Genomic DNA, 24,149 nt, shown 5'->3' with positions numbered 1-24,149 from the left:
ATCTCAAGTGTGCGCTATCCCTGTGGGAGCGTGCGTGCCCGCGAAGGGCTGCAACGCAGCCCCAGTTGCTTTAGTCAGCCAGGCGCCAGGTCGTCGTGCCCTTGCTGTCTTCCAGCACTACACCCATGGCGGTCAGCTGATCGCGAATGCGGTCGGACTCAGCCCAGTTCTTGTCCGCACGCGCCTGCAGGCGCGCCTGGATCAAGCCCTCGACTTCAGCCGCATCGACCTTGCCTTCGGCACCGGCACGCAGGAAGTCATCGGCCTCCAGCTGCAGCACACCCAGCACATCACCCAGCTCGCGCAGTCGACCGGCCAGGCCAGCAGCAGCCTCCACGTCGCTGTCGCGCAGGCGGTTGATCTCGCGCACCAGGTCGAACAGAACGGCACAGGCTTCGGGGGTGCCGAAGTCGTCGTTCATCGCCACGCTGAAGCGCTCGACAAACGCTTCGCCACCCTTGGCCGCCACCCGTGGCAGGCCGCGCAGGGCGTGGTAGAAGCGCTCCAGCGCGCCCTTGGCGTCACGCAGGCTGTCTTCCGAGTAGTTGATCGCGCTGCGGTAGTGGCTGGCCACCAGCAGGTAGCGCACCACCTCCGGGTGGTACTTCTCGAGCACGTCGCGGATGGTGAAGAAGTTGTTCAACGACTTGGACATCTTCTCGCCGTTGATACGGATCATGCCGCAATGCATCCAGGCGTTGGCGTACTGCTTGCCGGTGGCCGCCTCGCTCTGGGCAATCTCGTTCTCGTGGTGCGGGAACTCCAGGTCGCTGCCGCCGCCGTGAATGTCGAAGCTCTCGCCCAGGCAGCAGGTGGACATGACCGAGCACTCGATGTGCCAGCCCGGGCGACCCGGGCCCCATGGCGATTCCCAGCTTGGCTCGCCCGGCTTGACGCCCTTCCACAGGACGAAGTCGAGCGGGTCCTGCTTGGCTTCGTCGACCTCGATGCGTGCACCGATACGCAGGTCTTCGATCTTCTTGCGCGACAGCTTGCCGTAGCCGACGAACTTGCCGACCCGGTAGTACACATCGCCATTGCCTGGCGCGTAGGCGTACCCTTTGTCGATCAGGGTCTGGATCATCGCGTGCATGCCAGCGATATGGTCGGTGGCACGCGGCTCCTGGTCCGGCGGCAGAATGTTCAGGCGGCGCTCGTCTTCGTGCATCGCGTCGATCATGCGGGCGGTCAGGGCGTCGAAACTTTCGCCGTTCTCGTTGGCCCGGTTGATGATCTTGTCATCGATGTCAGTGATGTTGCGCACGTAGGTCAGCTCATAGCCACTCTTGCGCAGCCAGCGGGTGACCAGGTCGAAGGCCACCATGCTGCGGCCATGGCCCAGGTGGCAGTAGTCGTACACGGTCATGCCGCACACGTACATGCGCACCTTGTTGCCATCCAGCGGCTTGAAGACTTCCTTGGTTTTACTCAGGGTGTTGTAGATGGTAAGCACGGCGGTTCCTCAGCTGCCCCAGGAGTCACGCAGGGTGACAGTGCGGTTGAACACCGGGCGACCCGGCTGGCTGTCTTTCAGGTCGGCGCAGAAGTAGCCTTCACGCTCGAACTGGAAGCGGTCCTCGGGCTGCGCCTGGGCCAGCGACGGCTCGGCACGGCAACCGCTGAGTACTTGCAGCGAAGCCGGGTTGATGTTGTCCAGGAAGCTGCCGCCCTCCTCGGTCTTTTCCGGGTTCGGCGAGCGGAACAGGCGGTCGTACAGGCGCACTTCGCATTCGACGCTGCCCTCGGCCGGCACCCAGTGGATCACGCCCTTGACCTTGCGGCCTTCAGGGTTTTTGCCCAGGGTGTCGGGGTCGTACGAGCAACGCAGTTCGACGATATTGCCGTCGGCGTCCTTGATGGCTTCGTCAGCACGAATCACGTAGCTGCCGCGCAGGCGCACTTCACCGGCCGGTTCCAGGCGCTTGTAGCCCTTCGGCGGTTCTTCCATGAAGTCGTCGCGGTCGATGTACAGCTCGCGGGAGAACGGCAGCACACGCACGCCCATGTCTTCCTTCGGGTGACGTGGCAGCTCAAGCTGCTCGACCTGGCCTTCAGGGTAGTTGGTGATGACCACTTTCAGCGGGCGCAGCACACACATCGCGCGTGGCGCGGTGCGGTCCAGGTCGTCACGGATGCTGAACTCGAGCATCGACATGTCGACCACACCGTCGGAACGGTTGGTGCCGATCATTTCGCAGAAGTTGCGGATCGAAGCCGGCGTGTAGCCACGGCGACGGAAGCCGGACAAGGTCGACATGCGTGGGTCGTCCCAGGCATCGACGTGCTTCTCGTCCACAAGCTGCTTGAGCTTGCGCTTGGAGGTAATGGTGTAGTTCAGGTTCAGGCGGCTGAACTCGTACTGGCGCGGGTGTGCCGGCACCGGCAGGTTGTCGAGGAACCAGTCGTACAGCGGACGATGCCCTTCGAACTCCAGGGTGCAGATCGAGTGGGTAATGCCCTCGATGGCGTCCGACTGGCCGTGGGTGAAGTCGTAGTTGGGGTAGATGCACCACTTGTCGCCGGTCTGGTGGTGGTGGGCATGGCGAATGCGGTACAGGATAGGGTCGCGCAGGTTCATGTTTGGCGAGGCCATGTCGATCTTGGCCCGCAGCACACGCTCGCCGTCCTGGAATTCGCCAGCCTTCATGCGGGCGAACAGGTCGAGGTTTTCTTCCACGCTACGCTCGCGGAACGGGCTGTTCTTGCCCGGTTCCTTGAGGTTGCCGCGGTATTCCTTGGCTTGCTCAGGGGTGAGGTCGCAGACGTAGGCCTTGCCGCGCTTGATCAGCTCGACCGCCCAGTCGTGCAACTGGTCGAAATAGTCGGAGGCATAGCGCACGTCGCCGGCCCAGTCGAAGCCCAGCCACTTCACATCGCTCTGGATGGCGTCGATGTACTCCTGGTCTTCCTTGGCCGGGTTGGTATCGTCGAAGCGCAGGTGGCAGACGCCGCCGAATTCCTTGGCCAGGCCGAAGTTGACGCAGATCGACTTGGCGTGGCCAATGTGCAGATAACCATTGGGCTCCGGCGGGAAACGGGTGACGATACTGCTGTGCTTGCCCGAGTCCAGGTCGGCCTGGATGATCGGCCGCAGGAAGTTCGCAGGGACAGCGGGGGCGCCTTTGGCAGCGGCGTTGGGCGCGTTGTCGGCAGTGGGCTTGCTCATAGGATCCTTGAATGCGTGTGTCCAGCCTGGGTAGGCCGATTGAATCAAAGGGCCTATCATAGCCGAAGCAGTCAAGCTGCTGACAGCCGCGCCCGGACAAACTGATGTGATTTATCACGGCTTTTTGCCGCAGCCTGGCAAAATGGCCAGTGCGCGCCATGTGTCGTGATCGCCTGAACATACGTCAGGTGATAACCGGCGCCCTGCGCACCCTAATTTCTGATTGCCTTGAAAGAGCGAGTTTCAGCATGTCCAAAGTCAAACTGACCACCAACCACGGCGACATCGTCCTGCAACTGGACGCCGAGAAAGCGCCACTGACTACCGAAAACTTCGTTCAGTACGTCAAGGACGGCCACTACAATGGCACCGTATTCCACCGTGTGATCAAAGGCTTCATGATCCAGGGCGGCGGCTTCCAGGCCAGCATGAGCCAGAAGAAAACCCGCGCCAGCATCCAGAACGAAGCCGACAACGGCCTGAAGAACAAGAAGTACAGCATTGCCATGGCCCGTACCATGGAGCCGCACTCCGCCTCGGCGCAGTTCTTCATCAACGCCTCCGACAACGACTTCCTCAACCACAGCGGCAAGAACGTGCAAGGCTGGGGTTATGCCGTATTCGGCGAAGTGATCGAAGGCCGTGAAGTGGTCGACGCCATCGAAAAAGTGGCCACCGGTTCCAAAGCTGGCCACCAGGACGTACCGAAGGACGACGTGATCATCGAGAAAGCCGAGATCATTGAGTGATTCTGCTGATCTCTGATCTGCACCTGCAAGAAGAACGCCCGGATATTTCCCGGGCGTTTCTTGATCTGCTCGATGGCCGCGCCCGCCACGCCAAGGCCCTGTACATCCTTGGTGACTTCTTCGAAGCGTGGATTGGCGACGATGCCATGACGCCCTTCCAGCAGTCGATCTGCCAGGCCATGCGCCGGCTGAGCGACAGTGGCACGGCCATCTACCTGATGCATGGCAACCGTGACTTCCTGATTGGCCAGGCCTTCTGCGATGCCGCTGGTTGCACCTTGTTGCACGACCCCAGCGTGATCGAGCTGGGCGGTGAACAGGTGCTGCTGATGCATGGCGACACCCTGTGCACCCGCGACCTGGGCTACATGAAGATGCGCCGCCTGCTGCGCAATCCGCTGAGCTTGTGGATCCTGCGCCACCTGCCGCTGTCGGCCCGCTACAGGCTGGCGCGCAAGCTGCGCAATGAAAGCCGTACACAAACGCGGATGAAGTCCACTGAGATTGTCGACGTCACGCCGGAAGAAGTACCCAAGGTGATGGCGGCGCATGGCGTGCGCACCCTGGTGCATGGCCATACCCATCGGCCAGCGATTCACAAGCTGGTGGTCGATGGCCAACCGGCACGGCGTATCGTGCTGGGCGACTGGGATCGCCGCGGTTGGGCCTTGCAGGTTGACGAGCAGGGCTTTCAGTTGGCGCCGTTCGAGTTTTCCTGACATTACAGGGTCTCGCGGGCAAGCCCGCAGGCCCCTGTAGGAGCGGGTTTACCCGCGAATGGGCCGGCGCAGGCTGACGCCTCAGGGCTGGCTGACTACCGCCCCCTTGTCCCGCTCACTGATCACCACTTCCCGATACGCCGGGTCTGCCTTGATCTGAGCCTCGGTAAACGGAATCACCGCCAGTTGCTTGGCCGCAAATGCCTTGGTCTGGTCACTGGCATGCGCCGAAGCCTTCTCACTCGACTGGGAAAACGCAAGCAGGCCACGGGCGTCTGGCCCCTTGTCGGTAAAGCTGACCAGTTGCAGGTAGCTGGTGCCACTCACCACCAGCCGCTTGCCCTGCCCGTGCGGCACGCTGTAGATCGCGTTGTACACCCCTAGCGCCTGCGGGCCGCCCGGTACCGGCGTACCATCAAGGGCCTGTTGCACCTGCCCCCAGCGCGCTTCCCCGGCCACGCCACTTTCACTGACCTGCTTGAGCGACGCCAGTGCTGCCTGATGTACCAACCTGCTCACCGCCGCCTGCTCGACAGCCAGGCCGCGCGGGGTGTGCTGCGGGTCGGCCGGGTTGAATGCCACTCGCCAACTTTCCGGGTGCTCGGCCAGCGCATTGAACAGGTTCTGGAAGTGCACCAGGCCCATACCACTGTCGAGGTCGGCCTTGCCGTTCCAGGCGGTCAGGCTGCTGCACACGGCCTGCACATCTGCGCTGGCACCCTTGCACCATTGCAGCAGGTCTGGCAACACCAGGCTGGCCAGGTACACCTCGTCATCGGTGACCATGCGCTGCAGTTCATCTACACCTAACCGGGCTTTGCCCTGCAGGCGCTGCAAGGCAAAGCGGCCACGCATGCCCAGCGGCTGATCATTACGGCTGACCAGTGGAGAGTAGCCGGTCAGCGGCTGCGCCGGGTTGGCCATCCAGGCCGGGTCGTTGGAGTTCTGAACGAAGTCTTCACGCTCCAGGCTTGGCAGCAGCCGCGCCGGGAAGATGCCCGGTTGCGCCGCCTGCGCGTCAACCTTCCACTGGCATGCGCTCCGCGAGCCATCCAGCACCACCAGGCGCCCTTGTGCCTGCGGGTTGCTGCAGGTATCCAACAGTTGCTGGTCAACATAGGGCACTACCGACTGGTTCAGGTACAAGGCCCGCCCTCCCTCGTCCACGGCCAGCGTGTTGACCCAAGGGATACCTTGCAACTGCTCGACCGATCCCTTCAATGCCGCCAGGCTGCCGGCTCGGTTGATCTGGTACCACTGCTGCAACACCCGCGAGTTCTCAAGGTTGGCGTCTCGCACGCTGTAGGCCGCCTGCGCATCCCAGTCCAGGCGGCCTGGCCATTGCACCACCGGGCCGAACTGCGAACTGTAGACCGGCCGCTCAATCTGGCTCAGGCTGCCATCCGTGCCCTTGACCGCCACACGGATGGTTTGCCGGGCCATCGGCAGCGACTTGCCATCGAGCACATAGCGGGTCGGGTCTTTGGGGTCGAGTTGCAGACGGTAGAGCGTGAAGTGCTTGGAGGTGTCGACGGTGTGCGTCCACGCCAGGTGCCTGTTGAAACCGATGTTGACCACCGGCAGGCCCGGTAGCGCCGCGCCCATCACATCAAGCTGGCCGGGAATGGTCAGTTGCATCTGGTAGAAGCGCATGCCGCCCATCCACGGGAAGTGCGGGTTGGCCAGCAACAGGCCGCGGCCATTGGCTGAACGCTGCGCGCCTACTGCCACCGCATTGCTGCCGCGCTCCGCGGCGAACCGCTCCTGCCGGGCCAACGCGCTGGCAAAGCCCGCGGATGATTGCTGACGGGCCAGCGTTGGCGGTTGCGCCCCTGCCAACGCCTCAACGAACTGCCCGACACCGCCCTCGGCCAGTAAACGGCGGGTCAGTTTGACCAGATCCTGGCTGCTGATGGGCCGCACCCACTCACCATCGCCACACTCGGCGGGCAGCCCTTGACGACGGCGTTCGACCAACGCCCGGTTGTAGCCGCTGGCGTATCCCGCCAGCAATGCCTGCACCGGCGCAGGTTGCGCCTGCAGGAAGGCATCGACCGCCGCTGAGCTATTGAGCCAGGTGAAGAACAGGTCGCTGGTCAGGTTGTCACGCTGCTCCAGGGTCTTGCCCTTGGCGCCGAAATAGCGTGAGCGCTCACCGCTCACGGTCAGCACTTCATTGGCGAGCAGGCATAGGTTGTCCTGGGCGTAGGCATAGCCGACGCCATAGCCCAGGCCACGCTCATCCTTGGCCACGATATGCGGTACGCCGTATCGGGTATAGCGGATCTGGGCACTGGCGTCGGCTATCGCGGGCTGCGCCTGCACACCGACGCTGAAGGCCACCAGGGCAGCGGCCAGGCCGGCGCAAGTCATGGGACGGCAAAGTGGAAACACGGGCACTCCTCGGGTTCGGGGGTCATCCCGATCAGACGAATGGCCAGATGAATATTTTACGTATTACAAGGCGATGGAACGTCTTGATGAGAAACAGGCATTTTTTTCACGAATGGGTTGCAGTTTTTGCGTTCTCATTCGTCCTAGTAAGTGAGCCACCCACATTTCGGGTTCGTCCACGAAAAGGAGCATTCGCATGTACAACCCGCAAACCTCGATCCAGGCCGGGCGCGCGCCAGGCAAAGCGTCCAAGGAACAGGACGTATTTGCTGAAGAACGAATCGGCAACGAACAGATCCGCGAGCTGTTGCGCACCTTCGGCCTGCGCACCAGCCTTATCCGCCTCAAGGTTATCGATGCCTTGCACGCCGCCGACCGCAATGGCCGCAGTATTGGCGTACGCGGGGTGCACGCACAACTGGAACAGCTGGATATCCCGCTGTCGTTCCTCAGCGTGCGTGAAGTGCTCAAGCGCCTGTGTACCGAAGGCGTCATACAACTGGGTAGCGACAAGTGCTACAGGCTCAACCCCCAGGCACGCGCCGTACTGGAGCAAACACCCTCGCGCTGAGCGCATGGCCGGCCATACCTGGCCGGCCCGCGCAGATCAGGGCTTGACCTTGCGCCGCAGAATGCCGTTGATCACCACGACCACCACGGCAATGGCGATGGCCAGCATCTGGAAGGTCTGCTCACTGATCGTGCCCTGCTTCTGCAGGTGGGACAGGCCCAGCATCAGGCCCAGTACCACCAGGATGATCAGAAGTGAATATTTGAGGCGCTGCACGTGTGTCATCGAATGTTCCTTGCAACATCAGGGGCAAATGGCTCGCAACGAGCCGCGGCAATGATACAACGGTCACCGCCCCCGGCGCTGGATTTCCTGCTGGGTGGGGTGACGTCAGCCTGAAAGCATGGGGCTTCCTAGCACCCACGCCGGAGGCACCATGTACAAACCCCTGTTGTTCGCATCGCTGTTACTGACCCCGCTCTCGCTTCATGCACTGGACACCCAGCAGACGCCGGCCGAACACCTGCTCGAACTGGGCCGCGAGTTGGCCACCCATGCCGGTGCCAGCCAATGGCAACAACTGTGGCAACGCGTACGCCAGGCCGGTTACCTGCAGACCGAAACTGCACCGGTACATTTCAGCGTGCCCACAGCCCGCTTGCCCGACCTGGCCCGACAAACGCTGGCGCAGGCCGACCAGGCACAGCCTCTGAATCAGACCCAGGTACTGTACCGCCGCCACTTTGCCGACCAGGTCATCGGCCAGCGCAACGGCCAGCCGTTGCACGCGCTGTGCCTGCTGGTCGATTGGCGCACGTTGCCGCCGGGCATGCGCGCCACCCCTCAAGCCTATCTGGGTAGCGCCAGCTTGCTGAGCAGCTACCCGTGCGATTGAGGGGTGCCGCACCCGCTCCGCATCATCGCGAGCGACACGACAGGAAACCAGGAAGCACAGCCAGATGTCGACGCCATTTCCTACAGCGCCAGATATCGCTGCCTGCAAATCCTGTTCACCGAAGCTACAACCCCCAACCCATATGCCGCCTAGCGACGCGCCTCGGCTGTCGCACAGAATTTGCTCACACCTTCGACATAACGCCGCGGGTGATCGGGTCGCACATCCCATCTACCCCGAAGGAGCGCCATATGCAAATGCCAGATTTGAGCCAGATCGATATCAGCCAACTGCCCCACTCGCTGCAGGCACTGATCGACTGTATCGGCATCGAAAACGCCTACCAACTGACCTGCGCCTACGGCGGCAGGCCCAAGTACATCCCCAAGCACCGCGAGCGCACCAAGCTCGCTGACGTGCTGCCGGCCGAAGCGCTCGACGCACTGATCAAGCGCTTTGCCGGGGTCGCCCTGGAGATCCCCAAGGCTGACCACTTTCTGCGTCAGCTGCGCAACCAGCAGATCCAGAAGGAAAGCGCCAACGGTTTGTCCCGCAGCCTGCTGGCCAACAAGTACGGCCTGAGCCTGCGACAGATCGGCAACATCCGGCGCCAGGAGCTTTGCACGCGCTGACGCCCGAACACCTTGGCTGCTATTCGCGGCGGCCTTAACCCACTAGATAGAGCGAGCTTCCCGATATGTCGTTAGATAACAGCCTTATAGGCTCCGTGATCAATGCCCTGCCGATGGACCGCATGATCGCCGGTCCCTTGCAGGCCATGGTCCAGGCGCAGGTCACCGCCAGCAAATCCTACGCCGACTTCCTGATGCAGGTATGTGTCCAGGATGGCAAGGCAGTAGCCATTCAGTTCGACTACGACGAAACCATCGTCGACGAACAGGGCGAATACAAAGGGGTGGTCAGCAAGACCATGAAAGTGCCGCTGATGGCGGCCATTACCCACCCGAACATTTCCATCGAAGAGGGTAATGTTGAATTCGAGCTGGTTATCAACCAGATGTCGGAAGATGTTTCCAACAAGGACATGAGTGCAGAAGCTACCGGCTCACTGGGATGGGGGCCGTTCAGGCTTAACGTGAAAGGCAGCGTGAGCCACAAATCCACGCAAACCCGTAAAACAGACACCCGTGCCCGCTATGCCTTCAACACGACCCTGAAGCGTCAGGAACCGCCCGAAGCGATGATGAGGGTAATCGAGTTCCTCACTGACGCCGCAACCAAGCCAACCATTGTCCGAACCGCCGCACTGGAAAGCCCGGACGAAATATCCCAGGCGGACACCTTGAAACGGGCCGCGCCTGCAAACCTACCGACCCCGTAAAACGCTAGCGCTTGCCCCATAGCCCTTCCTGCCGGTAGCCGGAGGGGCACACCCTGGCCTGAGGAGTCGAATCGTTGCAAAAGCCCCCCGCCCCCATGACCTCCATTGACCTGCGTGAAATTACCCGCGGCCTGCAAGAAGCCGCCAGTGCCACCAACAGCCTGATTGCCCAGCAGTACATCAACCTGTTCGACCAGTTTTTCGAGTGCGACACAGAAGCGCTGGGCGCCCCCATGAAAGCCAAGATGGTCGAGGTGGCCATGGATGGGCAGCACATCATGCGCGTCCCCCTGTTTGCGCTGGTGTCACCGAAAGGCCTGGCCCTTGAGCGCATGCAGGTCGACCTGTCGGTAAGGGTCAAAGGCACCGAGGCGCAGCAGGCACTGCTGACCGCGAGCGAGAGCAAGGCCGCGAGCTTCAAGGTCACCATTGGTGGCCAAGGCCGCCAGGGCGAAAACCGCGACCCCGACGAAGTGCAGATCCGCATGCAGTTCCAGGCGAGCGAACCGCCAGAGGCCCTGAACCGGTTGATCGAGGAATACACCAACCTGATCGTCCCGGTACGCGCCACCACTCCACCGCCCTCACCCGACACCAACGAGTTCATCGAGGCGGCCACCGTCCGTTGATGGCCGCCACGCTGCGGGCCTAGAAGTCGCGCTTGTAGAAGATGTCCAGAGAGCTTGCCAGCCCACTGGCGGCCTCGAGGTAAACCTTCTTGCTCAGCTTGTAACGCAACGCGATCGTGTTGGCCGGTTCGAACACGCCCACCCCGTAACGAAGGCTGAGTTTCTCGGTAAGGTTACCGCTGGCGACCACGCTGGTGCTGTTGCCAGAACCTTCGGTATCCAGCTGAAAGTCGTCGATCCCCAGGCTCGACGCCAGGCTGCCGGTTATGCCGGCGCTCCCGGCAAGGCCCAGGCCCAGGGCCGCCTCGGCGAGCATGTTGTTATCTTCGCCGGTATTGCCCAATGGCCGCCCCAATACCAGGTACGAAAGCGCCTGCTCCTGGCTCATGGCCGGCTCCGAGAACACTTTGGTCGTCGGCTGCTCGGCGCTGCCGCTCAGGCGGATGCCGGCTATCACATCGTCAACCTTGCGGATCGCTTCGATGTCCAGGTATGGCTGGTCAATCGGGCCGGCGAACAGCAGACGCGCCCGGCGTATGGTGAGGCGCTGGCCGTAGGCACGGTAGCGGCCGTCTGCCAGGCTCAGTTCGCCACGGGTATCGAGGTTATCGCCGATGTGCACATGACCCAGCAGGTTGGCAGTCAGCCCGAAGCCGCTGAACGACAGCTTGTCGCGGCCGACTTCGACATCGATGTCCATGGCCATTGCCATGGGTGGTTTGCCTTCCTCGGTCTGGTGACCGACGATTACCGTGTCATCCGACACCTTGACCGTGGACGGCGGCAGCTCTCGTACTGTGATCTTGCCCTTGGGCACCTGCACCTTGCCGGTCACCGCCAGCTTGTCATCGATCAGGCGCAAGGTCAGGTCCGGGGCAACTTCCAGTGTGGCGTAGGGCTCGACCGCGACCGGCAGTTGCTGGCCTTGCAGACGCACGTCCATGCCCAGCGCCTGCCCCCAGGTGAGGTTGCCGCTCAACTGGCCACGTCCCGCCTCGCCACTGCGCCAGTTACCGTTGAGCTGCACTTGCTCGCCGGCAATCAGCGCCTGCAATGACAGGTCCTGAAGGCTGGCCGGCAGCTCGGCGCCACTGACTTCGCCACCGCTGAGCATCAGGTTGCCGTTGACCTGAGGTGCCAGCAAGGTGCCTGAAAGCCGACCACTGCCATTGAGCTGCCCGGCCAGGCGTTCGACCATGGGCACGAATGGGCGGGCCACCGACAGGTCCAGCCCGGCCAGTCGGAAATCACCCGACAACGGTTTGTTCTTGCCCAGCGGATCGAGCCGGGCGTTGACGTTCAGCTCACCCAGGCGCTCACCGCGAAACGCCAGGCGCGTATCGATGCGCCGCGGTGCCAGCGTGCTGTCCAGGCGCAGGGCCTGGTAAGGGAAATCGACCCAACGGCCTTTGTCGCGCACGCGCAAGGTGCCACCACTGGCATCGACAACGACAGTGCCCTTGGGGCCGCTGGCCGGGATGTCCAGGTTGATATCGGCATTGAGCAGGCCTTGCCAGGCAAAGTCCTTCGGCAGCCACTGGGCCAGGCTGCCCAGCGGGAACTGCTTGAGGTGGTAGCGCAGGCGCGGTTCGGGGGCCAGCCGCTGGTCGTCGCCACACAGGCTTGCCTGGCCGGAGCGCCAGCAGTGGGCCCCGAAGTCAAGCTGGCCGCTGGCCAGCCGCTGCAGGCGTGCGGGCGCCTGCAACTGCCAGTCCTGGCCACCGGCCTGGATGCGGCCAGTGGCCAAGCGTCCGCGCCAGTCACCTTTGTTCAACTGGCCATCCAGGCCAAGGTCGAGCTTGAGCTGCGGGCCATCCAGCGCGAGGGTCAAGGCCTGTTGGCGAATGTCGCCTTTGCCGTTGGCCTGCAACGTGCCCAAGGCGGTATCACCCAGGTGGATACCGGTTGCCTTGAGCCCGACTACACCGCGTTGGGCGTTGTCCAGGCGGGCATCCAGGTCCAACTGCTGCAGGCGGTTTTCGCCCTGGGCCAAGCGCTGGCCCTGCAGGGTGAGCGTACCTTGCGGGGCCTGCAAGGTGCCGGCGACATCCAGCCGGCCCTTGACCCCGCCTTGCAGCCTTGGCCACAACTGGCCCAGGCGCGGCAAGTCAAGGTCGACTTGCCCCGCCAGGCGCTGTTGCACGCTGCCACTGCCGTTGATGCGGTTGTCACCCAGCTGGATAGCCAGTGCGCCCAGGGTCCAGCTTTGCCCTGCCCCTTGGGCCTCGGCCTTGAGCATGGCTGGCTGGCCACGCAGGCGGCCTTTGAGGTCAAGCTGGGCATCGAGGGTAAGTGCATCGCCTTTCAGTTCGCCTTTGCTGCGCAGTGGCCCCGCCAGGGTACCGGGCAGCTCGGCCAGCCAATAGGCCGGGTCGAGCGCGGAGAGCTGCAGGTCGACATCCCAGGCCAGGGTGTCGGCAAAACGGACGGCGACACTGCCGGCTGCCTTGCCCTGGCCGGCAGTCAGCGCCAACTGCGGCAGTTTCACCTGGGTGAGGTCACCTTCGAACGGGCTGGCCAGGCTGAACGCTCCTGCCGGGCCGTCCAGGTCCCCCGTGAAAGTCCCCTGGTAATTGCCATCACGATAATGCACCTGGGTATTGAAGCGCTTGAGGGTGACCTCGGGCGGTGTCTCCAGTGGGTACAGACGCAACCACGGGAAGTCCTGCCAGTCCAGCTGCGCATCGGCGCTCAGGCCTTGCTGCCAGTCAGCCGTGGCTTGCAGCTTGACCCGTTGGCTGTCGCTGGCGGTCAGGTCCAGGGCATCGAGCCTGGCGCCTTTACTGTCTACCAGGCCGGACAGGACCAAGGCGATCGGTGACTGCTCGGCCGGCAGGCTGGCCCTGCCAGACAGTTGATAGCCATCGAGCAGATCGCCCTTGGCATCGAGCTCGAGCGCGTTCAATTGCAGGGTGTCAGGCAACGCACCAGCCGGCTTGAACGCCTCGGAGCGGATGTGCAAGGTCGCCGGCAGGTGCTCGGCCAATGCCTGCAACTGCCCGCTCAATGTGGCATCGAGGTAACCACTGCTGGTGCCGGCGAGCTCCAGCGTCTTCTGCAATTGGCCTTTGGCCGTCAATGCCAGTTGCCAGGGTTTTTCGTCTACCGCAGGCAACTGTAATTGCGCCTGTAGTGTTACCGGCCAGTCGCCTTCGGGTTGCAGGTCACCCTGCAGGCTCAGTTGCAGGTCGTCGCGCAGCAGCCGCAGGCTGTCGATGCGTATCCCGCTGCTGGTCCAGTGCGCAGCCAGTTGCAAATCGCCAAGCAGGTCGCTGCCATCCAGGCGCAGCTGCCCGACCTTGACCTCACCCAGTTCGATGGCCAGCGGCAAGCGCAGGGTCGGCAATTGCAGCGGGGCGCTCTCGGTCGGTTCGGTGCTTGGCGCAAAGGCCATGTCAATGCGGTCTGCCTGCAACCGGTCAATGCACAAGCTAGCGCGCAGCAAGCAAGCAGGCGACCAGGCCAGCGACGGCGCCTGCATCTCTACCGTGCTGCCGCCGTCGGCCCAGGTCAGCCGGCTGGCCTGCCAACTGCCCGCCAGGCGACCCTGGAAGTCGGCCACTTCAAGCCCGGGCACCTTACCCAGTGCCCAGCGGCTGCCGGCCTGGGTACCCAGCAGCAAGCCGAGCACCAGGCCCATGCTCGCGACGCCCCCCAGCAGGCCCAGTGAAGTAAATTTGATTACGCGTTTCACAGCTCGGGCCCCATGGAAAAGTGCAGGCGAATGCCCCCTTCGTCATCCAGCGCCTTGGCCAGGTCCAGGCGCAGCGGCCCGACCGGCGATACCCAGCGCACACCAAAGCCGACACCGGTCTTGAGGCTGGGCAGCTCCAGGTCATTGAACGAGTTGCCTTGGTCGACGAACGTCGCGACCCGCCATTTTTCGGTCAGCGAATACTGGTACTCGACACTGCCTGCCACCAGGTAGCGCCCGCCAATACGGTCACCGTCGCTGTTCTTCGGCGACAGGGTCTGGTAGTCGTAACCGCGCACACTCTGGTCGCCACCTGCGAAGAAACGCAGCGACGGCGGAATGTTGTTCTTGAAGCCATTGGTCGCACTGCCACCAAACTGTACGCGCCCGAGAAAGCGATGGTTGTGGCCGAGCGTGGTCAGGCCTTTGAGCAATACGTTGCCGTGCAGCAGGTTGGTGTCGGAAACCAGCCCTTCCTTGGCACCTTGAACATCGAACTGCAGGCGATAGCCGTTGTGCGGATCGATACGGTTGTCACTGCGCAGGAAGGAATAGCTGACGCCTGGCATCAGCAGGTTGCTCAAACCGGAGTCGTCACCCAGGCGATATTCTTCGCGTTGGTACTTGAGCGAAATCACCCGCTGCCAGCCACTGGGCAGCTTGCTGTGCCACTCGGGGCCGACCGTCAACAGCTTGCTGAGCGTGTCGGTGCCGGCAAGCTCCTCGTTCTGGTAGCCACCGGCAAAGCGCAGCTTGTCGGTCAGCGGCGGATCAAGCGGAATGTCGTACCACAGGCCGACGTTCTGGCGCGGTGCCGACAGTTCGGTTTCCCAGCCATAGCTGTGACCTTGCGGGTTGACCCAGTGGCGGGTCCAGTTGGCCTTGCCGCGTGGCCCGACGTCGGTCGAGAAGCCCAGGCCAAGGCCCATGGTGCGTGGTTTACGGGTTTCCAGGTGAACATCCACCGGGACTTCTTCGCCCACAGCAGCAGTGGGTGCCGCATCCACACGCACGCCTTCGAAATAGCCGCTCGATTGCAGGTCGTTGTTCAGTTCCGCGATCAGTTCCGAGTCGTAAGGGGTGCCCGGTTTGAACGAAACCATGCGCTGCAGCAGGTCCTCGTCCAGCGGCGCGTCGCCACCGAAGGTGACGGCGCCCAGGCGATAACGCGGGCCACTCTGGTAGACCAGTTCGATATCCGCCACACCCGCTTGTGGGTCAACGGCCAGGCGCTGGCTACTGAAGCGTCCACTGAAGAAGCCATAGCGCGACGCCTGGTTCTGGATCAACCGCTTGGCATCCTCGTAATGGCCGTGATTGAGTTGTTCACCCGCACGCAGGGCCTTGCTGTTAGGCACGCGGAAGGCCTTCATCTCGCTGGCAGGGCCCTCGATGCGCACGGTCACGTTGCGCAGGCGAATCGGTTCGCCCGGGTTGATGCTGATGATCAGTTGCGGGGGATGGTCGGCGTCGCTGGCAGGCTTGACCTCGGTATCGATCTGCGTTTGATAGTAGCCAAGTGCCTGCGCCGCTTTGCGCGCCTGCTCCTCTGCCCCGCGACTGAAGCGTAAAAGTGCTTCTTCGTCGCGGTCACCCAATGTGCCTATATAGCCTTCGACATTGGCCTTGAGCGCCTTGTTGGCCGGTTTCACCTTCACCAACAACTCGCTCTGGCCCCATGCTGCGAAACTGGCGACCCAGAATACCAGGCCCCAGGTCAATCTTCCTGAATACGTCATGCGGCGCATGCTACCAGAGCCAGGCGCTCAAGGGAGCCGCCCGGCGGCCTGTTCAGGCAAAAGCGGGTTTTGAAGAGACTGGATTAGGATGAAAGAACACCCTCTCTCGGATTGGTCCTACAGCTACTTCACCAATTTCCTCATAACCCTGACGCTGGTAAAAAGCCAGGTAGTGCTCGTTACCGGTGTCCAGCACCACCCCTTGGGTGCCTGGGTCTTCCGCGCACCAGTCGTGCACAGCTTGTAACAATTGCTCGCCGTAGTGCTTGCCCTGAAACTGCGGGTGCACCCCCAGCAAAGGCAACACATGCACCTGGTCAGTGGGCAGACAGCTGGCCAATGCAGCCTGGTAGTCCATGTAGCGCCGCGTACAGCGCAGGCCGGTACCCAGCATCATGCGCAGGCGCCAGGCCCAGCTGTCGGCCACGCCCAGCCGGCGCTGCGGCGGCACGATCAGGGCCAGGGCAATCAGGCGGTCCTCGACCAGCAGGCCGATGGCGGGCAGTTGCAGGTAGAAGTGCTGGCGCACCCATTCGCGCACCATCACCCGCAGGCGCCGCTCATACCCCGGGCGCTGGGCTTCGAAGATGTAGGCGAAGGTGGGCTCGTGGCGGTAGGCGTTGTACAGCAGCGAACGTGCCTCGCGGCTGTAACCATCGTCGAGCAGGCAGACACGGGCCGGGGCGGCTGTGGTTTCGGGCATTGCGGGCAGACCTCCTGGAATGGGCGTTCAGTGCCTTGGAGGTGCCCCAGCGTGCTTCGTTCACCCCCAACAGCACGTTAGCAGCAGGCTCGCCTGGCCGCCATGCTGGTGATGCAGGTCGATGTCGGCTAGCATCGCGCCTTTTACCGGGATTGTCTTTCCATGAAGATCGTCTGTTTCAACATCAACGGCCTGCGGGCCCGCCCGCATCAGCTGGCGGCGCTGATCGAAAAGCACCAGCCGGACGTGATCGGCCTGCAGGAAACCAAGGTCAGCGACGATCAGTTCCCGCTGGCCGACGTGCAGGCACTGGGTTACCACGTGCACTACCATGGCCAGAAAGGCCACTACGGCGTGGCCCTGCTGTCGCGCCAGCCGCCGCTGAGCCTGCACAAGGGCTTTGCCACCGACGAAGAGGATGCCCAGCGCCGCTTCATCTGGGGTACCTTTGCCGATGCCAACGGCAGCCCGATCACCATCATGAACGGCTATTTCCCCCAAGGCGAAAGCCGCGACCACCCCACCAAGTTCCCGGCCAAGCAGCGCTTCTACAGCGACCTGCAGGCACTGCTGGAAAGCCAGTTCCGCAACGACCAGCCAGTGCTGGTGATGGGCGACATGAACATCTCGCCGCAAGACTGTGATATCGGCATTGGCCCGGACAACGCCAAACGCTGGCTGAAGACCGGCAAGTGCAGCTTCCTGCCGGAGGAGCGTGAGTGGATGGAACGTTTGAAAGGCTGGGGGTTGGTAGACAGCTTCCGCCACCTGTACCCGGAGGTGACCGACCGTTTCAGCTGGTTCGACTACCGAAGCCGCGGCTTCGAGGACGAGCCCAAGCGCGGCCTGCGCATCGACCTGATCATGGCCTCGCAGCCGCTGGTGCCGCGCATCAAGGCAGCGGGCGTGGACTATGAGCTGCGCGGGATGGAAAAGCCGTCGGACCATGCGCCGATCTGGCTGGAGTTGAGCTGATTCGGGTGACGGGCCCAAGGTGCACACCTTGGGCCCACACTCACAACCCCAACCTCAACGCCTCCCCCACCCCCGCCCCACGCACATCGTCCGCCGCGCTGACCAAGGCAAAGTTATAAGCCCCATGCGACCAGTACCGCGCCTCCAGCTGGCCATCGACCCGCTGCCCGTCCGGCATGCGCCGATAAAGGTCGCCCGGCGAGCGCAGGAACAGGCTGATGCGCTGGCCCTTGCCATCTTCGAATACCAGTAATGCAGCCGGCCCCTGCTCGTTGCTGAGCAAGCGGGCGCCCACCGGTTTGAAGCCATACCCCGCCAGGTCCGGTAACTGGCCCACCCGGCTGAAATGACGGCCTAGCCAGTCGCGCAACCGCCCAGGATCACTGGCCTGGATATCCAGTGCTTCACTGCTGGCAAACAAACGGTGCGCCTGAACAGCATCAGCCATGGGCAGGTCGACCCGCGCCAAGGTTGCATCGCGCACTTGCCAGCCGCCCAAGCCCCCCACACCCAACGCCAGCATCACCACCGCCGCCGCCGCCCAACGCCGCTGCCGACGCTGGCGCAATTGCCGACGCAACTGGCCAAGGTCCAGCTGCGCCGCACCGGGCAGCTCGCCCAATCCGGCCAGCGCTGTGCGCAGCCGCCGGGCATCGGCGCGCCAGCCTTCCACCCGTGCCGCAGCTTGCGGGTTGGCCGCCAGCCAGGCCTGCACTTCGGCCCGGCGCACAGGTTCCAGGCGCTCATCGACGTAAGCGTGCAATTCGTCATCGCTGGGGATCAGGCGCGTCATTTCAGTCTCCGCAAGGCCGGGGGCTGGGGGTTGCCCTCGGTCAGTTCGCGCAAGGCATTGCGCGCGCGCGACAGGCGCGACATCACAGTGCCGATGGGGATGCCCAAGGCCTGGGCGGCCTCCTTGTAACTCAAGCCTTCGATGCTGACCAGCAACAACAAGGCACGCTGCTCCGCCGTCAGCCGGGCAAACGCCTGCAGGTCGGCCTGTGCCAGGACGATGGTTTCGAGGTTGTCACCGACCGGCTCATCGTCGTGCTCGTTACGGCCGAACCAGGACAACCAGCGCGCATGCAATCGCTCGCGGCGCTTACCGTCGAGGAACTGTCGATAAAGGATGGTGAACAGCCAGGCACGCAGGGCATCAGCGTCCCGCTGCTGGTCGCGACGGCTCAGGGCCCGCTCGACCGTGGCCTGCACCAGGTCGTCGGCGCTGCCCGGCTCGCGGGTCAGCCACACGGCAAAGCGGCGCAGGCGGGCCAGCAGCTCGCGCCACTGGTGGTCGTCCAAATCATGCATGGCTAGGTCCCGGCCTCTGGGGTTGTCAGTGTAAAGGGCAGACGCCTGTGAACACATTCTATTCCCAATGAGGGAATAACTTTTTCTCTGACACGTCGTACTGGCACCTTCACTGAACCGGACGATGACCATGAACACACCCTTGCACGGCTCGGCCAAAGCCTTGCGCCTGGCCGCCATTGGCGGCGTGCTGTTGGCCGCAGGTGCCGGCTTTGCCTATGCCGCTGGCTGGCTCGGCGAACCCCGACTGACGCCACAGCGCATCATCGACACCTTCGAAGCCCAAGCCGGGCATTACCCCGGCTACCGCAAGAACCACGCCAAGGGCTTGTGCGTGAGCGGCTACTTCCAGGCCAGCGGGCAGGCCGCCAACCTGTCCACGGCGCGCGCCTTCAGCCAGCAACGGGTGCCGGTGGTGGGCCGTTTTGCCATCGGCGGCGCCAACCCGTTCGCCCCGGATACGGGTATACCCGTACGCAGCCTGGCGATTGAGCTAAGCACCGACGATGGCCAGGTCTGGCGGACCGGCATGAACAACCCTCCGGTGCTGGCAGTCAGCACGCCGCAAGGGTTCTACCAGCAAGTACTGGCGAGCGCACCAGACCCGGCAACCGGCAAACCGGACCCTGGCAAGCTGCAGGCGTTCTTCGCCGCTCACCCGGAAAGCACGGCGTTTCGCCAATGGGCGGCGGGTTACAAACCCAGCGACAGCTTCGCCAACACGCAGTACCACAGTATCAATGCCTTCCGCCTGATCGACGCAGCGGGTGCGGCCCACCCGGTGCGTTGGCAGCTCGAGCCACAAACTGCATTTGCGGCATTACCCGCGCAGGTTGATGACAAGCAATTCCTGCAACACGACTTGCAGCAGCGCCTTGCCCAAGGCCCGTTGCGCTGGACGCTGCGCCTGGTACTGGCCGAACCTGGCGATGCCGTGGACGACCCTGCCCGGCCGTGGCCCGCCGAGCGGCGCAGCGTGGACGCTGGCACTCTGGTACTGGAACAGGTAGACGCCCCCGAGCAAGGGGCCTGCCGCGATCTCAACTTCGACCCGCTGATCCTGCCCCGCGGCATAGAGGCGTCAGCCGACCCGATCCTCGCCGCCCGCTCGGCCGCCTATTCCGAATCGTTCAACCGCCGTAGCCGCGAATCGCTCAGCACCGGAGCCAAGCCATGAAACCTCAAGCCTTCCACCCTTTCGCCCGCGTGTTGCACTGGCTGATGGCCGTGCTGATTCTGGCCATGCTGTTCATCGGCGTGAGCATGGTCGCCGACCTGTCGCTACGCCACCCGGTGCTGATCAGCCTGCACAAGGCCACCGGGCTGGCCCTGCTGGTGCTGGTGGTACTGCGCATTGCTGTGCGCCTGACCCTACCTCACCCGCCCCTGCCGAACGATCTGCCAAAACTGCAGCGCTGGGCCGCCGGAGCCTCGCATCTGCTGCTTTATGGCCTGATGCTGGCCATGCCGCTGCTGGGCTGGGCCATGCTGTCGGCAGGCGATTACCCGCGCCCGCTCGGCTTGCCCGCCATCGCCCCCCACAACCTGCAGCTATATGCTGTGTTGCGCCAGGCCCATGGCTGGGCCGGCTACCTGCTGTTTGCCACGGTGCTGGTGCATGTGGGGGCCGCTTTGATGCATGCGTGGGTGCGCCGTGACGGTGTGTTGCGTAGCATGTGGCCTGGCCCCTTGCACCGCAGCGAGTGAACGGTAGCAGCACGGGGTTCGACAATCGATAATGATTCCTAATAATATCGGTTTTGTTTGCCACTCTGCCCTGGACTGCCCATGAACGTCGCAAAGGATCCTGCAACCCTTCTGCCTGCCAGCACCCTGAACCTGCGCCCGCTGTTGCTGGCCAACATGGCCTGCACCATGTCGATGATGGCCTTCGTCGCCCTGATCGGCCCGATAGCCCGCCAGCTTGGCATGGCCACCTGGCAAGCCGGCGCCGCCGTGACCGTGGCCGGCGTGGTCTGGGTGCTGCTGGCCCGGCCCTGGGGCCGCGCGGCAGACCGCCTGGGCCGCCGGCGCATCCTGCTGCTGGGCAGCGCCGGCTTCACCCTGGCCTACTGGCTGCTGTGCCTGTTCGTCGAAGGTGCACTGCGCTGGATGCCGGGGGCGACCTTGGCGTTCATCGGCCTGATGATCGCGCGTGGTTGCATCGGCGCCTTTTATGCCGCCATCCCGGTGGGCTGCAATGCGCTGATCGCCGACCATGTCGAGCCGCAACGCCGGGCGCGGGCCATGGCCTCACTGGGGGCGGCCAACGCCGTCGGTCTGGTGGTCGGGCCGGCGCTGGCCGCACTGCTGGCGCGGCACAGCCTGAGCCTGCCGTTCCATATCATGTCGCTGCTGCCGGCCACTGCCTTCCTCGTGCTGTTTTTCACCCTCAAACCACAGGCGCTGCCGCACAGCCACGCCTCCAGCCCGGTGCGGCTGAACGACCCGCGCCTGCGCCGGCCGCTGCTGGTGGCATTCAGCGCCATGCTCAGCGTGACCGTGTCGCAGATCATCGTCGGTTTCTTTGCCCTTGACCGTTTGCATCTGGGCCCTGCCGAAGCGGCCCAGGCGGCTGGCATCGCCCTGACCACCGTGGGTGTGGCACTGATGCTGGCCCAGGTGATACTGCGCCAACTGGAGTGGCCACCGCTGAAGATGATCCGGGTGGGTGCCACGGTATCGGCACTGGGCTTTGCCTGTGGCTCGCTGGCCACCACGGCCCCCTGGCTGTGGGCTTGCTATTTTGTTGCGGCGGCGGGCATGGGCTTCGTCTTCCCGGCGTTTTCGGCACTGGCGGCCAATGCCATGCAGGCCTCCGAACAAGGCGCCACGGCCGGCTCCATTGGCGCCGCCCAAGGCATGGGCGCGGTGATCGGGCCGCTCGCCGGTACCTTGGTGTATGCCCTTGATCCGCGCTTGCCATTCCTGGCCGTGGCCGTGCTGTTGCTGCTGGTCGGGCTATGGCCAATGCCGCGTGAGCAGCGGGTTTGAGAAGCACAGCGCGCAAGGGCGCAGAGTGTGTTTTAATGCGCATCGCTCATTATTATTGACACCTCTGATTACAAGGCGGCTATGGACACGGGGACGCGACTCAAACTGGTGCGTGAACGCAACAACCTCTCCCAACGGGAACTGGCCCGTCGCAGCGGGCTGACCAATTCGACGATCTCGCAGATCGAGCAGAATCGCGTCAGCCCTTCGGTCAGCTCCCTGAAAAAACTGCTCGAGGGCATCCCCATGAGCCTGGCGGAGTTTTTCAGCTTCGACGAGCCGGTGCGTGAGGAACGCTACGTATTCCGTGGTGGCGAACAACCCGACCTGGGCCGCAATGGCCTGCGCATGCTGCTGGTCGGCGCCAGCGTCGAAGGCCGCCAAATGCGCATGCTGCGTGAGCTGTACGCACCCGGCGCCGACTCTGGCGAGCCGATCGTGCACGCTGAAGGCGAAGAATGCGGGTTGGTCACCCGTGGCACCGTCGAGCTGTGGGTCGACGGCCAGGTCAGCGTCCTCAATTCGGGCGACGGCTACTACATCCCCACGACCCTGCCGCACAGTTTCAAGAACATCGGCCCGGATGAGGCCGAGATCATCAGCGCCAACACGCCGGCGAATTTCTGATCTTGACGCACAGACCTTCACTGAGCGCCCGGGATGTCTATCAGTGCCTGCGTAATGTGGCCCTTGGCGTGCACCACCTTGAGGTGGCTGCACGCCGCGAGGGTGGCTTGGTCGATGTCGGTATCCAGGGCTGGCAACTGACGTTGGCCTTGGATACTGAAGGCTTGGCGCATTGCGTTCATTGCCAAGCCCCCGGCGGCGAACAGGCCGGGCTCGAGCACTGGCAGCGCTATGGCACCAACCCCACCGACCTGCTCAGCCTGTGGGAGCGCACTCAGCTGGAGAGGCTGCTGGCCCCCTGACGCAGCGCCTCCTCGACAAAGTCCAGGCGGTCCTGGCCGAAGAACATGCCATCACCGACAAAACAGGTGGGCGCGCCAAACACCCCGCGCGCCACAGCGGCCTCGGTCGCCTGCTTTAGCGCAGCTTTTACTTCGCTGTCAGCGGCCAGGGCATGAAAAACCTGCGGGTCGAAGCCTGCCTGCACGAGTGTTTCATTCAGCACAGCGCTGTCGCTCAGGTTGCGGCGCCGTACCCACAGCCCAGTGAACAGCACCGATAGCAATGCCTCGAACCGATCCGGTGAATGCAACTGGGTACCTGTCACGCCGCGCATCAAAGTCAGGGTATTGACCGGAAAGCCCGGCGGCACCCCGAACGGCACACCGTAGCGTTGGGCAAAGCGTGCCAGGTCGGTGAACATGTAGCGCCCTTTGGCCGGGATCATGGCCGGCGAAGCATTGCCGGTAGCCTGGAAAACCCCGCCAAGCAGCATTGGCCGGTAGCGCAGCGTAGCGCCGTGGCGGGCACACAGGTTCGGCAGTTGGGTCCAGGCCAGGTAACTGGCCGGGCTGCCCAGGTCAAAAAAGAAATCGACAGACGTGTGCATGGTGACGGTCCTTGCGTGTTAACGGGGGTTTACCAGCGTTCCATCCAGGGGCGCAGGTCCAGCTCGAACGTCCAGGCGTCGCGGGGCTGGGCGTGCAGGAACCAGTAACTGTCGGCAATGTGCGCCGGGTCAAGGATGCCATCCTGGTCCTTGAGGGCATAACGCTCGGGGAAGCTGTCACGGATGAAGGCCGTGTCGATGGCTCCGTCCACCACCACATGGGCGACATGGATGTTGCGTGGCCCCAACTCGCGCGCCATGCTCTGTGCCAGGGCACGCAAGCCATGCTTGGCGCCGGCGAAGGCGGCAAAACCGGCTGCGCCGCGGGTACCGGCTGTAGCGCCGGTGAACAGGAGGGTGCCGCGCTCACGCTGAACCATGCGCCGGGCCACCGCCTGCGCGGTGAGGAAACCGGCAAAGCAGGCCATTTCCCAGATCTTGAAGTACTTGCGTGGGGTTTCCTCGAGAATGCTGCACGGCACATTCGCGCCGATATTGAAGACAAATGCCTCAATCGGACCTATATCACGCTCGATAGTCTCCACCAGCGCGGTCACCTCCTCTTCCTTGCGCGCATCAGAGCCAAAACCGTAGGCCTGGCCGCCAGCGGCGTGTATTTCCTCCAGTAGCGGCTGCAGTTTGTCGGCCTGGCGCCGGGTTACGCAGGCAATATAGCCCTCACGCGCAAAGCGCTTGGCGATCTCACCCCCAGTGGCGTCGCCCGCCCCGATCACCAGCACGACTTTTTGTTGGTCTGACATGCCTGCCTCCATGGGTAAATGATCGTTTAGTAAACGAACGCTATGCTATGA

General features: G+C 63.5%; 24 protein-coding genes. 13 read left to right on the top strand and 11 right to left on the bottom strand.

Annotation, left to right across the window (positions count from 1 at the left end; genetic code table 11):
* Positions 1-70: 70 nt before the first annotated feature.
* Entirely contained in the window at positions 71-1,453 is a 1,383-nt protein-coding gene (gene cysS, locus AA098_RS12615; protein WP_014591235.1) for a cysteine--tRNA ligase, read from the bottom strand.
* Positions 1,454-1,462: 9 nt separating this feature from the next.
* A complete protein-coding gene (locus AA098_RS12610; RefSeq protein WP_003248073.1) occupies positions 1,463-3,166 on the bottom strand; it encodes a glutamine--tRNA ligase/YqeY domain fusion protein in 1,704 nt (567 codons plus the stop codon).
* 248 nt (positions 3,167-3,414) lie between these two features.
* Between AA098_RS12610 and AA098_RS12605 the strand changes: the two genes are divergently transcribed.
* A complete protein-coding gene (locus AA098_RS12605) occupies positions 3,415-3,915 on the top strand; it encodes a peptidylprolyl isomerase (protein WP_064614290.1) in 501 nt (166 codons plus the stop codon).
* Positions 3,912-4,634, top strand: a complete 723-nt coding sequence (locus tag AA098_RS12600) for a UDP-2,3-diacylglucosamine diphosphatase (RefSeq protein WP_004576710.1) — start codon at positions 3,912-3,914, stop codon at positions 4,632-4,634. Before AA098_RS12605 ends, AA098_RS12600 begins: the two co-directional genes overlap by 4 nt.
* An 81-nt stretch (positions 4,635-4,715) precedes the next feature.
* Here the strand turns inward: AA098_RS12600 and AA098_RS12595 are convergent, their stop codons facing one another.
* Positions 4,716-7,028 carry an acylase gene (locus tag AA098_RS12595; protein ID WP_060538862.1) on the bottom strand — a complete coding sequence of 771 codons (2,313 nt, stop codon included), beginning with the start codon at positions 7,026-7,028 and terminating at the stop codon, positions 4,716-4,718.
* Between the two features lie 196 nt (positions 7,029-7,224).
* Here AA098_RS12595 and AA098_RS12590 point away from each other — a divergent pair, with 196 nt between their 5' ends.
* Complete coding sequence (locus AA098_RS12590; RefSeq protein WP_003248065.1) at positions 7,225-7,599, top strand: hypothetical protein; 375 nt, start codon at positions 7,225-7,227, stop codon at positions 7,597-7,599.
* 36 nt (positions 7,600-7,635) lie between these two features.
* Here AA098_RS12590 and AA098_RS12585 read toward each other — a convergent pair whose 3' ends face one another.
* Positions 7,636-7,824, bottom strand: coding sequence for a hypothetical protein (locus tag AA098_RS12585; RefSeq protein ID WP_003248064.1), 189 nt, complete (start codon positions 7,822-7,824; stop codon positions 7,636-7,638).
* 151 nt (positions 7,825-7,975) lie between these two features.
* Between AA098_RS12585 and AA098_RS12580 the strand changes: the two genes are divergently transcribed.
* The 4 genes from AA098_RS12580 (at position 7,976) to AA098_RS12565 (ending at position 10,405) form a co-directional block, all read left to right on the top strand.
* Positions 7,976-8,434 (top strand): hypothetical protein, encoded by a 459-nt coding sequence (locus tag AA098_RS12580; protein WP_003248060.1) that lies wholly within the window; start codon positions 7,976-7,978, stop codon positions 8,432-8,434.
* 251 nt (positions 8,435-8,685) lie between these two features.
* The gene (locus AA098_RS12575) at positions 8,686-9,066 is read left to right on the top strand and encodes a Mor transcription activator family protein (protein WP_003248057.1); all 381 of its coding nucleotides are present in this window, start codon (positions 8,686-8,688) and stop codon (positions 9,064-9,066) included.
* Positions 9,067-9,131: 65 nt separating this feature from the next.
* Positions 9,132-9,776 (top strand): DUF2589 domain-containing protein, encoded by a 645-nt coding sequence (locus AA098_RS12570; protein ID WP_012052541.1) that lies wholly within the window; start codon positions 9,132-9,134, stop codon positions 9,774-9,776.
* Positions 9,777-9,850: 74 nt separating this feature from the next.
* Complete coding sequence (locus AA098_RS12565; RefSeq protein WP_010953797.1) at positions 9,851-10,405, top strand: DUF2589 domain-containing protein; 555 nt, start codon at positions 9,851-9,853, stop codon at positions 10,403-10,405.
* Positions 10,406-10,424: 19 nt separating this feature from the next.
* Here AA098_RS12565 and AA098_RS12560 read toward each other — a convergent pair whose 3' ends face one another.
* From AA098_RS12560 to AA098_RS12550, 3 genes are read right to left on the bottom strand one after another with little or no spacing between them, the layout of a single operon-like run.
* On the bottom strand, positions 10,425-14,099 hold the full coding sequence (locus AA098_RS12560; RefSeq protein WP_054888991.1) for a translocation/assembly module TamB domain-containing protein: 3,675 nt from the start codon (positions 14,097-14,099) through the stop codon (positions 10,425-10,427).
* Positions 14,096-15,838 (bottom strand): autotransporter assembly complex family protein, encoded by a 1,743-nt coding sequence (locus AA098_RS12555; RefSeq protein WP_047604984.1) that lies wholly within the window; start codon positions 15,836-15,838, stop codon positions 14,096-14,098. Before AA098_RS12555 ends, AA098_RS12560 begins: the two co-directional genes overlap by 4 nt.
* 52 nt (positions 15,839-15,890) lie before the next feature.
* Positions 15,891-16,541 carry an N-acetyltransferase gene (locus tag AA098_RS12550; RefSeq protein ID WP_004576713.1) on the bottom strand — a complete coding sequence of 217 codons (651 nt, stop codon included), beginning with the start codon at positions 16,539-16,541 and terminating at the stop codon, positions 15,891-15,893.
* A 162-nt stretch (positions 16,542-16,703) separates the two neighbouring features.
* On the opposite strand from AA098_RS12550, the gene xthA reads away from it, so the two are divergent.
* Positions 16,704-17,516 (top strand): exodeoxyribonuclease III, encoded by an 813-nt coding sequence (gene xthA / locus AA098_RS12545; RefSeq protein WP_003248046.1) that lies wholly within the window; start codon positions 16,704-16,706, stop codon positions 17,514-17,516.
* A 40-nt stretch (positions 17,517-17,556) separates the two neighbouring features.
* Here xthA and AA098_RS12540 read toward each other — a convergent pair whose 3' ends face one another.
* Positions 17,557-18,309, bottom strand: coding sequence for an anti-sigma factor (locus tag AA098_RS12540; RefSeq protein ID WP_064614288.1), 753 nt, complete (start codon positions 18,307-18,309; stop codon positions 17,557-17,559).
* On the bottom strand, positions 18,306-18,827 hold the full coding sequence (locus AA098_RS12535; RefSeq protein WP_004577197.1) for a sigma-70 family RNA polymerase sigma factor: 522 nt from the start codon (positions 18,825-18,827) through the stop codon (positions 18,306-18,308). Before AA098_RS12535 ends, AA098_RS12540 begins: the two co-directional genes overlap by 4 nt.
* Positions 18,828-18,951: 124 nt before the next feature.
* Between AA098_RS12535 and AA098_RS12530 the strand changes: the two genes are divergently transcribed.
* The 5 genes from AA098_RS12530 to AA098_RS12510 all read left to right on the top strand — a co-directional run bounded on the left by AA098_RS12530 (position 18,952) and on the right by AA098_RS12510 (position 22,750).
* Positions 18,952-20,004: a catalase family peroxidase gene (locus AA098_RS12530; protein WP_064614286.1), complete on the top strand. Its 1,053-nt coding sequence runs from the start codon at positions 18,952-18,954 to the stop codon at positions 20,002-20,004.
* Positions 20,001-20,534: a cytochrome b gene (locus AA098_RS12525; RefSeq protein WP_003248038.1), complete on the top strand. Its 534-nt coding sequence runs from the start codon at positions 20,001-20,003 to the stop codon at positions 20,532-20,534. Before AA098_RS12530 ends, AA098_RS12525 begins: the two co-directional genes overlap by 4 nt.
* Before the next feature lie 81 nt (positions 20,535-20,615).
* Positions 20,616-21,821: an MFS transporter gene (locus tag AA098_RS12520; RefSeq protein WP_064614284.1), complete on the top strand. Its 1,206-nt coding sequence runs from the start codon at positions 20,616-20,618 to the stop codon at positions 21,819-21,821.
* An 81-nt stretch (positions 21,822-21,902) separates the two neighbouring features.
* Complete coding sequence (locus tag AA098_RS12515) at positions 21,903-22,448, top strand: cupin domain-containing protein (protein WP_003248033.1); 546 nt, start codon at positions 21,903-21,905, stop codon at positions 22,446-22,448.
* A 2-nt stretch (positions 22,449-22,450) separates the two neighbouring features.
* Positions 22,451-22,750 (top strand): hypothetical protein, encoded by a 300-nt coding sequence (locus AA098_RS12510; protein WP_012052548.1) that lies wholly within the window; start codon positions 22,451-22,453, stop codon positions 22,748-22,750.
* Here AA098_RS12510 and AA098_RS12505 read toward each other — a convergent pair.
* Together AA098_RS12505 and AA098_RS12500 are read right to left on the bottom strand one after the other, a co-directional pair.
* Positions 22,723-23,337, bottom strand: coding sequence for a 2-hydroxychromene-2-carboxylate isomerase (locus tag AA098_RS12505; RefSeq protein ID WP_064614281.1), 615 nt, complete (start codon positions 23,335-23,337; stop codon positions 22,723-22,725). The two genes, AA098_RS12510 and AA098_RS12505, sit on opposite strands and share 28 nt — an antisense overlap.
* A gap of 29 nt (positions 23,338-23,366) precedes the next feature.
* The gene (locus AA098_RS12500; protein ID WP_003248017.1) at positions 23,367-24,098 is read right to left on the bottom strand and encodes an SDR family oxidoreductase; all 732 of its coding nucleotides are present in this window, start codon (positions 24,096-24,098) and stop codon (positions 23,367-23,369) included.
* Positions 24,099-24,149: the final 51 nt, after the last annotated feature.

Origin of the sequence: Pseudomonas sp. JY-Q (assembly GCF_001655295.1) — a bacterium.
In the GTDB taxonomy this organism is placed as follows: Bacteria; Pseudomonadota; Gammaproteobacteria; order Pseudomonadales; family Pseudomonadaceae; genus Aquipseudomonas; species Aquipseudomonas alloputida.
This window is presented reverse-complemented; position numbering and strand designations above follow the sequence as displayed.

What these genes read in the sequence shown, in the direction of transcription:
- AA098_RS12535 (WP_004577197.1), bottom strand. Translation starts at nt 18,827, where the DNA reads ATGCATGATTTGGACGACCACCAGTGGCGCGAGCTGCTGGCCCGCCTG.
- xthA (WP_003248046.1), top strand. Translation starts at nt 16,704, where the DNA reads ATGAAGATCGTCTGTTTCAACATCAACGGCCTGCGGGCCCGCCCGCAT.
- AA098_RS12585 (WP_003248064.1), bottom strand. Translation starts at nt 7,824, where the DNA reads ATGACACACGTGCAGCGCCTCAAATATTCACTTCTGATCATCCTGGTG.
- AA098_RS12605 (WP_064614290.1), top strand. Translation starts at nt 3,415, where the DNA reads ATGTCCAAAGTCAAACTGACCACCAACCACGGCGACATCGTCCTGCAA.
- AA098_RS12575 (WP_003248057.1), top strand. Translation starts at nt 8,686, where the DNA reads ATGCAAATGCCAGATTTGAGCCAGATCGATATCAGCCAACTGCCCCAC.
- AA098_RS12610 (WP_003248073.1), bottom strand. Translation starts at nt 3,166, where the DNA reads ATGAGCAAGCCCACTGCCGACAACGCGCCCAACGCCGCTGCCAAAGGC.
- AA098_RS12590 (WP_003248065.1), top strand. Translation starts at nt 7,225, where the DNA reads ATGTACAACCCGCAAACCTCGATCCAGGCCGGGCGCGCGCCAGGCAAA.
- AA098_RS12530 (WP_064614286.1), top strand. Translation starts at nt 18,952, where the DNA reads ATGACCATGAACACACCCTTGCACGGCTCGGCCAAAGCCTTGCGCCTG.
- AA098_RS12515 (WP_003248033.1), top strand. Translation starts at nt 21,903, where the DNA reads ATGGACACGGGGACGCGACTCAAACTGGTGCGTGAACGCAACAACCTC.
- AA098_RS12550 (WP_004576713.1), bottom strand. Translation starts at nt 16,541, where the DNA reads ATGCCCGAAACCACAGCCGCCCCGGCCCGTGTCTGCCTGCTCGACGAT.
- AA098_RS12540 (WP_064614288.1), bottom strand. Translation starts at nt 18,309, where the DNA reads ATGACGCGCCTGATCCCCAGCGATGACGAATTGCACGCTTACGTCGAT.
- AA098_RS12525 (WP_003248038.1), top strand. Translation starts at nt 20,001, where the DNA reads ATGAAACCTCAAGCCTTCCACCCTTTCGCCCGCGTGTTGCACTGGCTG.
- AA098_RS12580 (WP_003248060.1), top strand. Translation starts at nt 7,976, where the DNA reads ATGTACAAACCCCTGTTGTTCGCATCGCTGTTACTGACCCCGCTCTCG.
- AA098_RS12520 (WP_064614284.1), top strand. Translation starts at nt 20,616, where the DNA reads ATGAACGTCGCAAAGGATCCTGCAACCCTTCTGCCTGCCAGCACCCTG.
- AA098_RS12505 (WP_064614281.1), bottom strand. Translation starts at nt 23,337, where the DNA reads ATGCACACGTCTGTCGATTTCTTTTTTGACCTGGGCAGCCCGGCCAGT.
- AA098_RS12570 (WP_012052541.1), top strand. Translation starts at nt 9,132, where the DNA reads ATGTCGTTAGATAACAGCCTTATAGGCTCCGTGATCAATGCCCTGCCG.
- AA098_RS12500 (WP_003248017.1), bottom strand. Translation starts at nt 24,098, where the DNA reads ATGTCAGACCAACAAAAAGTCGTGCTGGTGATCGGGGCGGGCGACGCC.
- AA098_RS12555 (WP_047604984.1), bottom strand. Translation starts at nt 15,838, where the DNA reads ATGACGTATTCAGGAAGATTGACCTGGGGCCTGGTATTCTGGGTCGCC.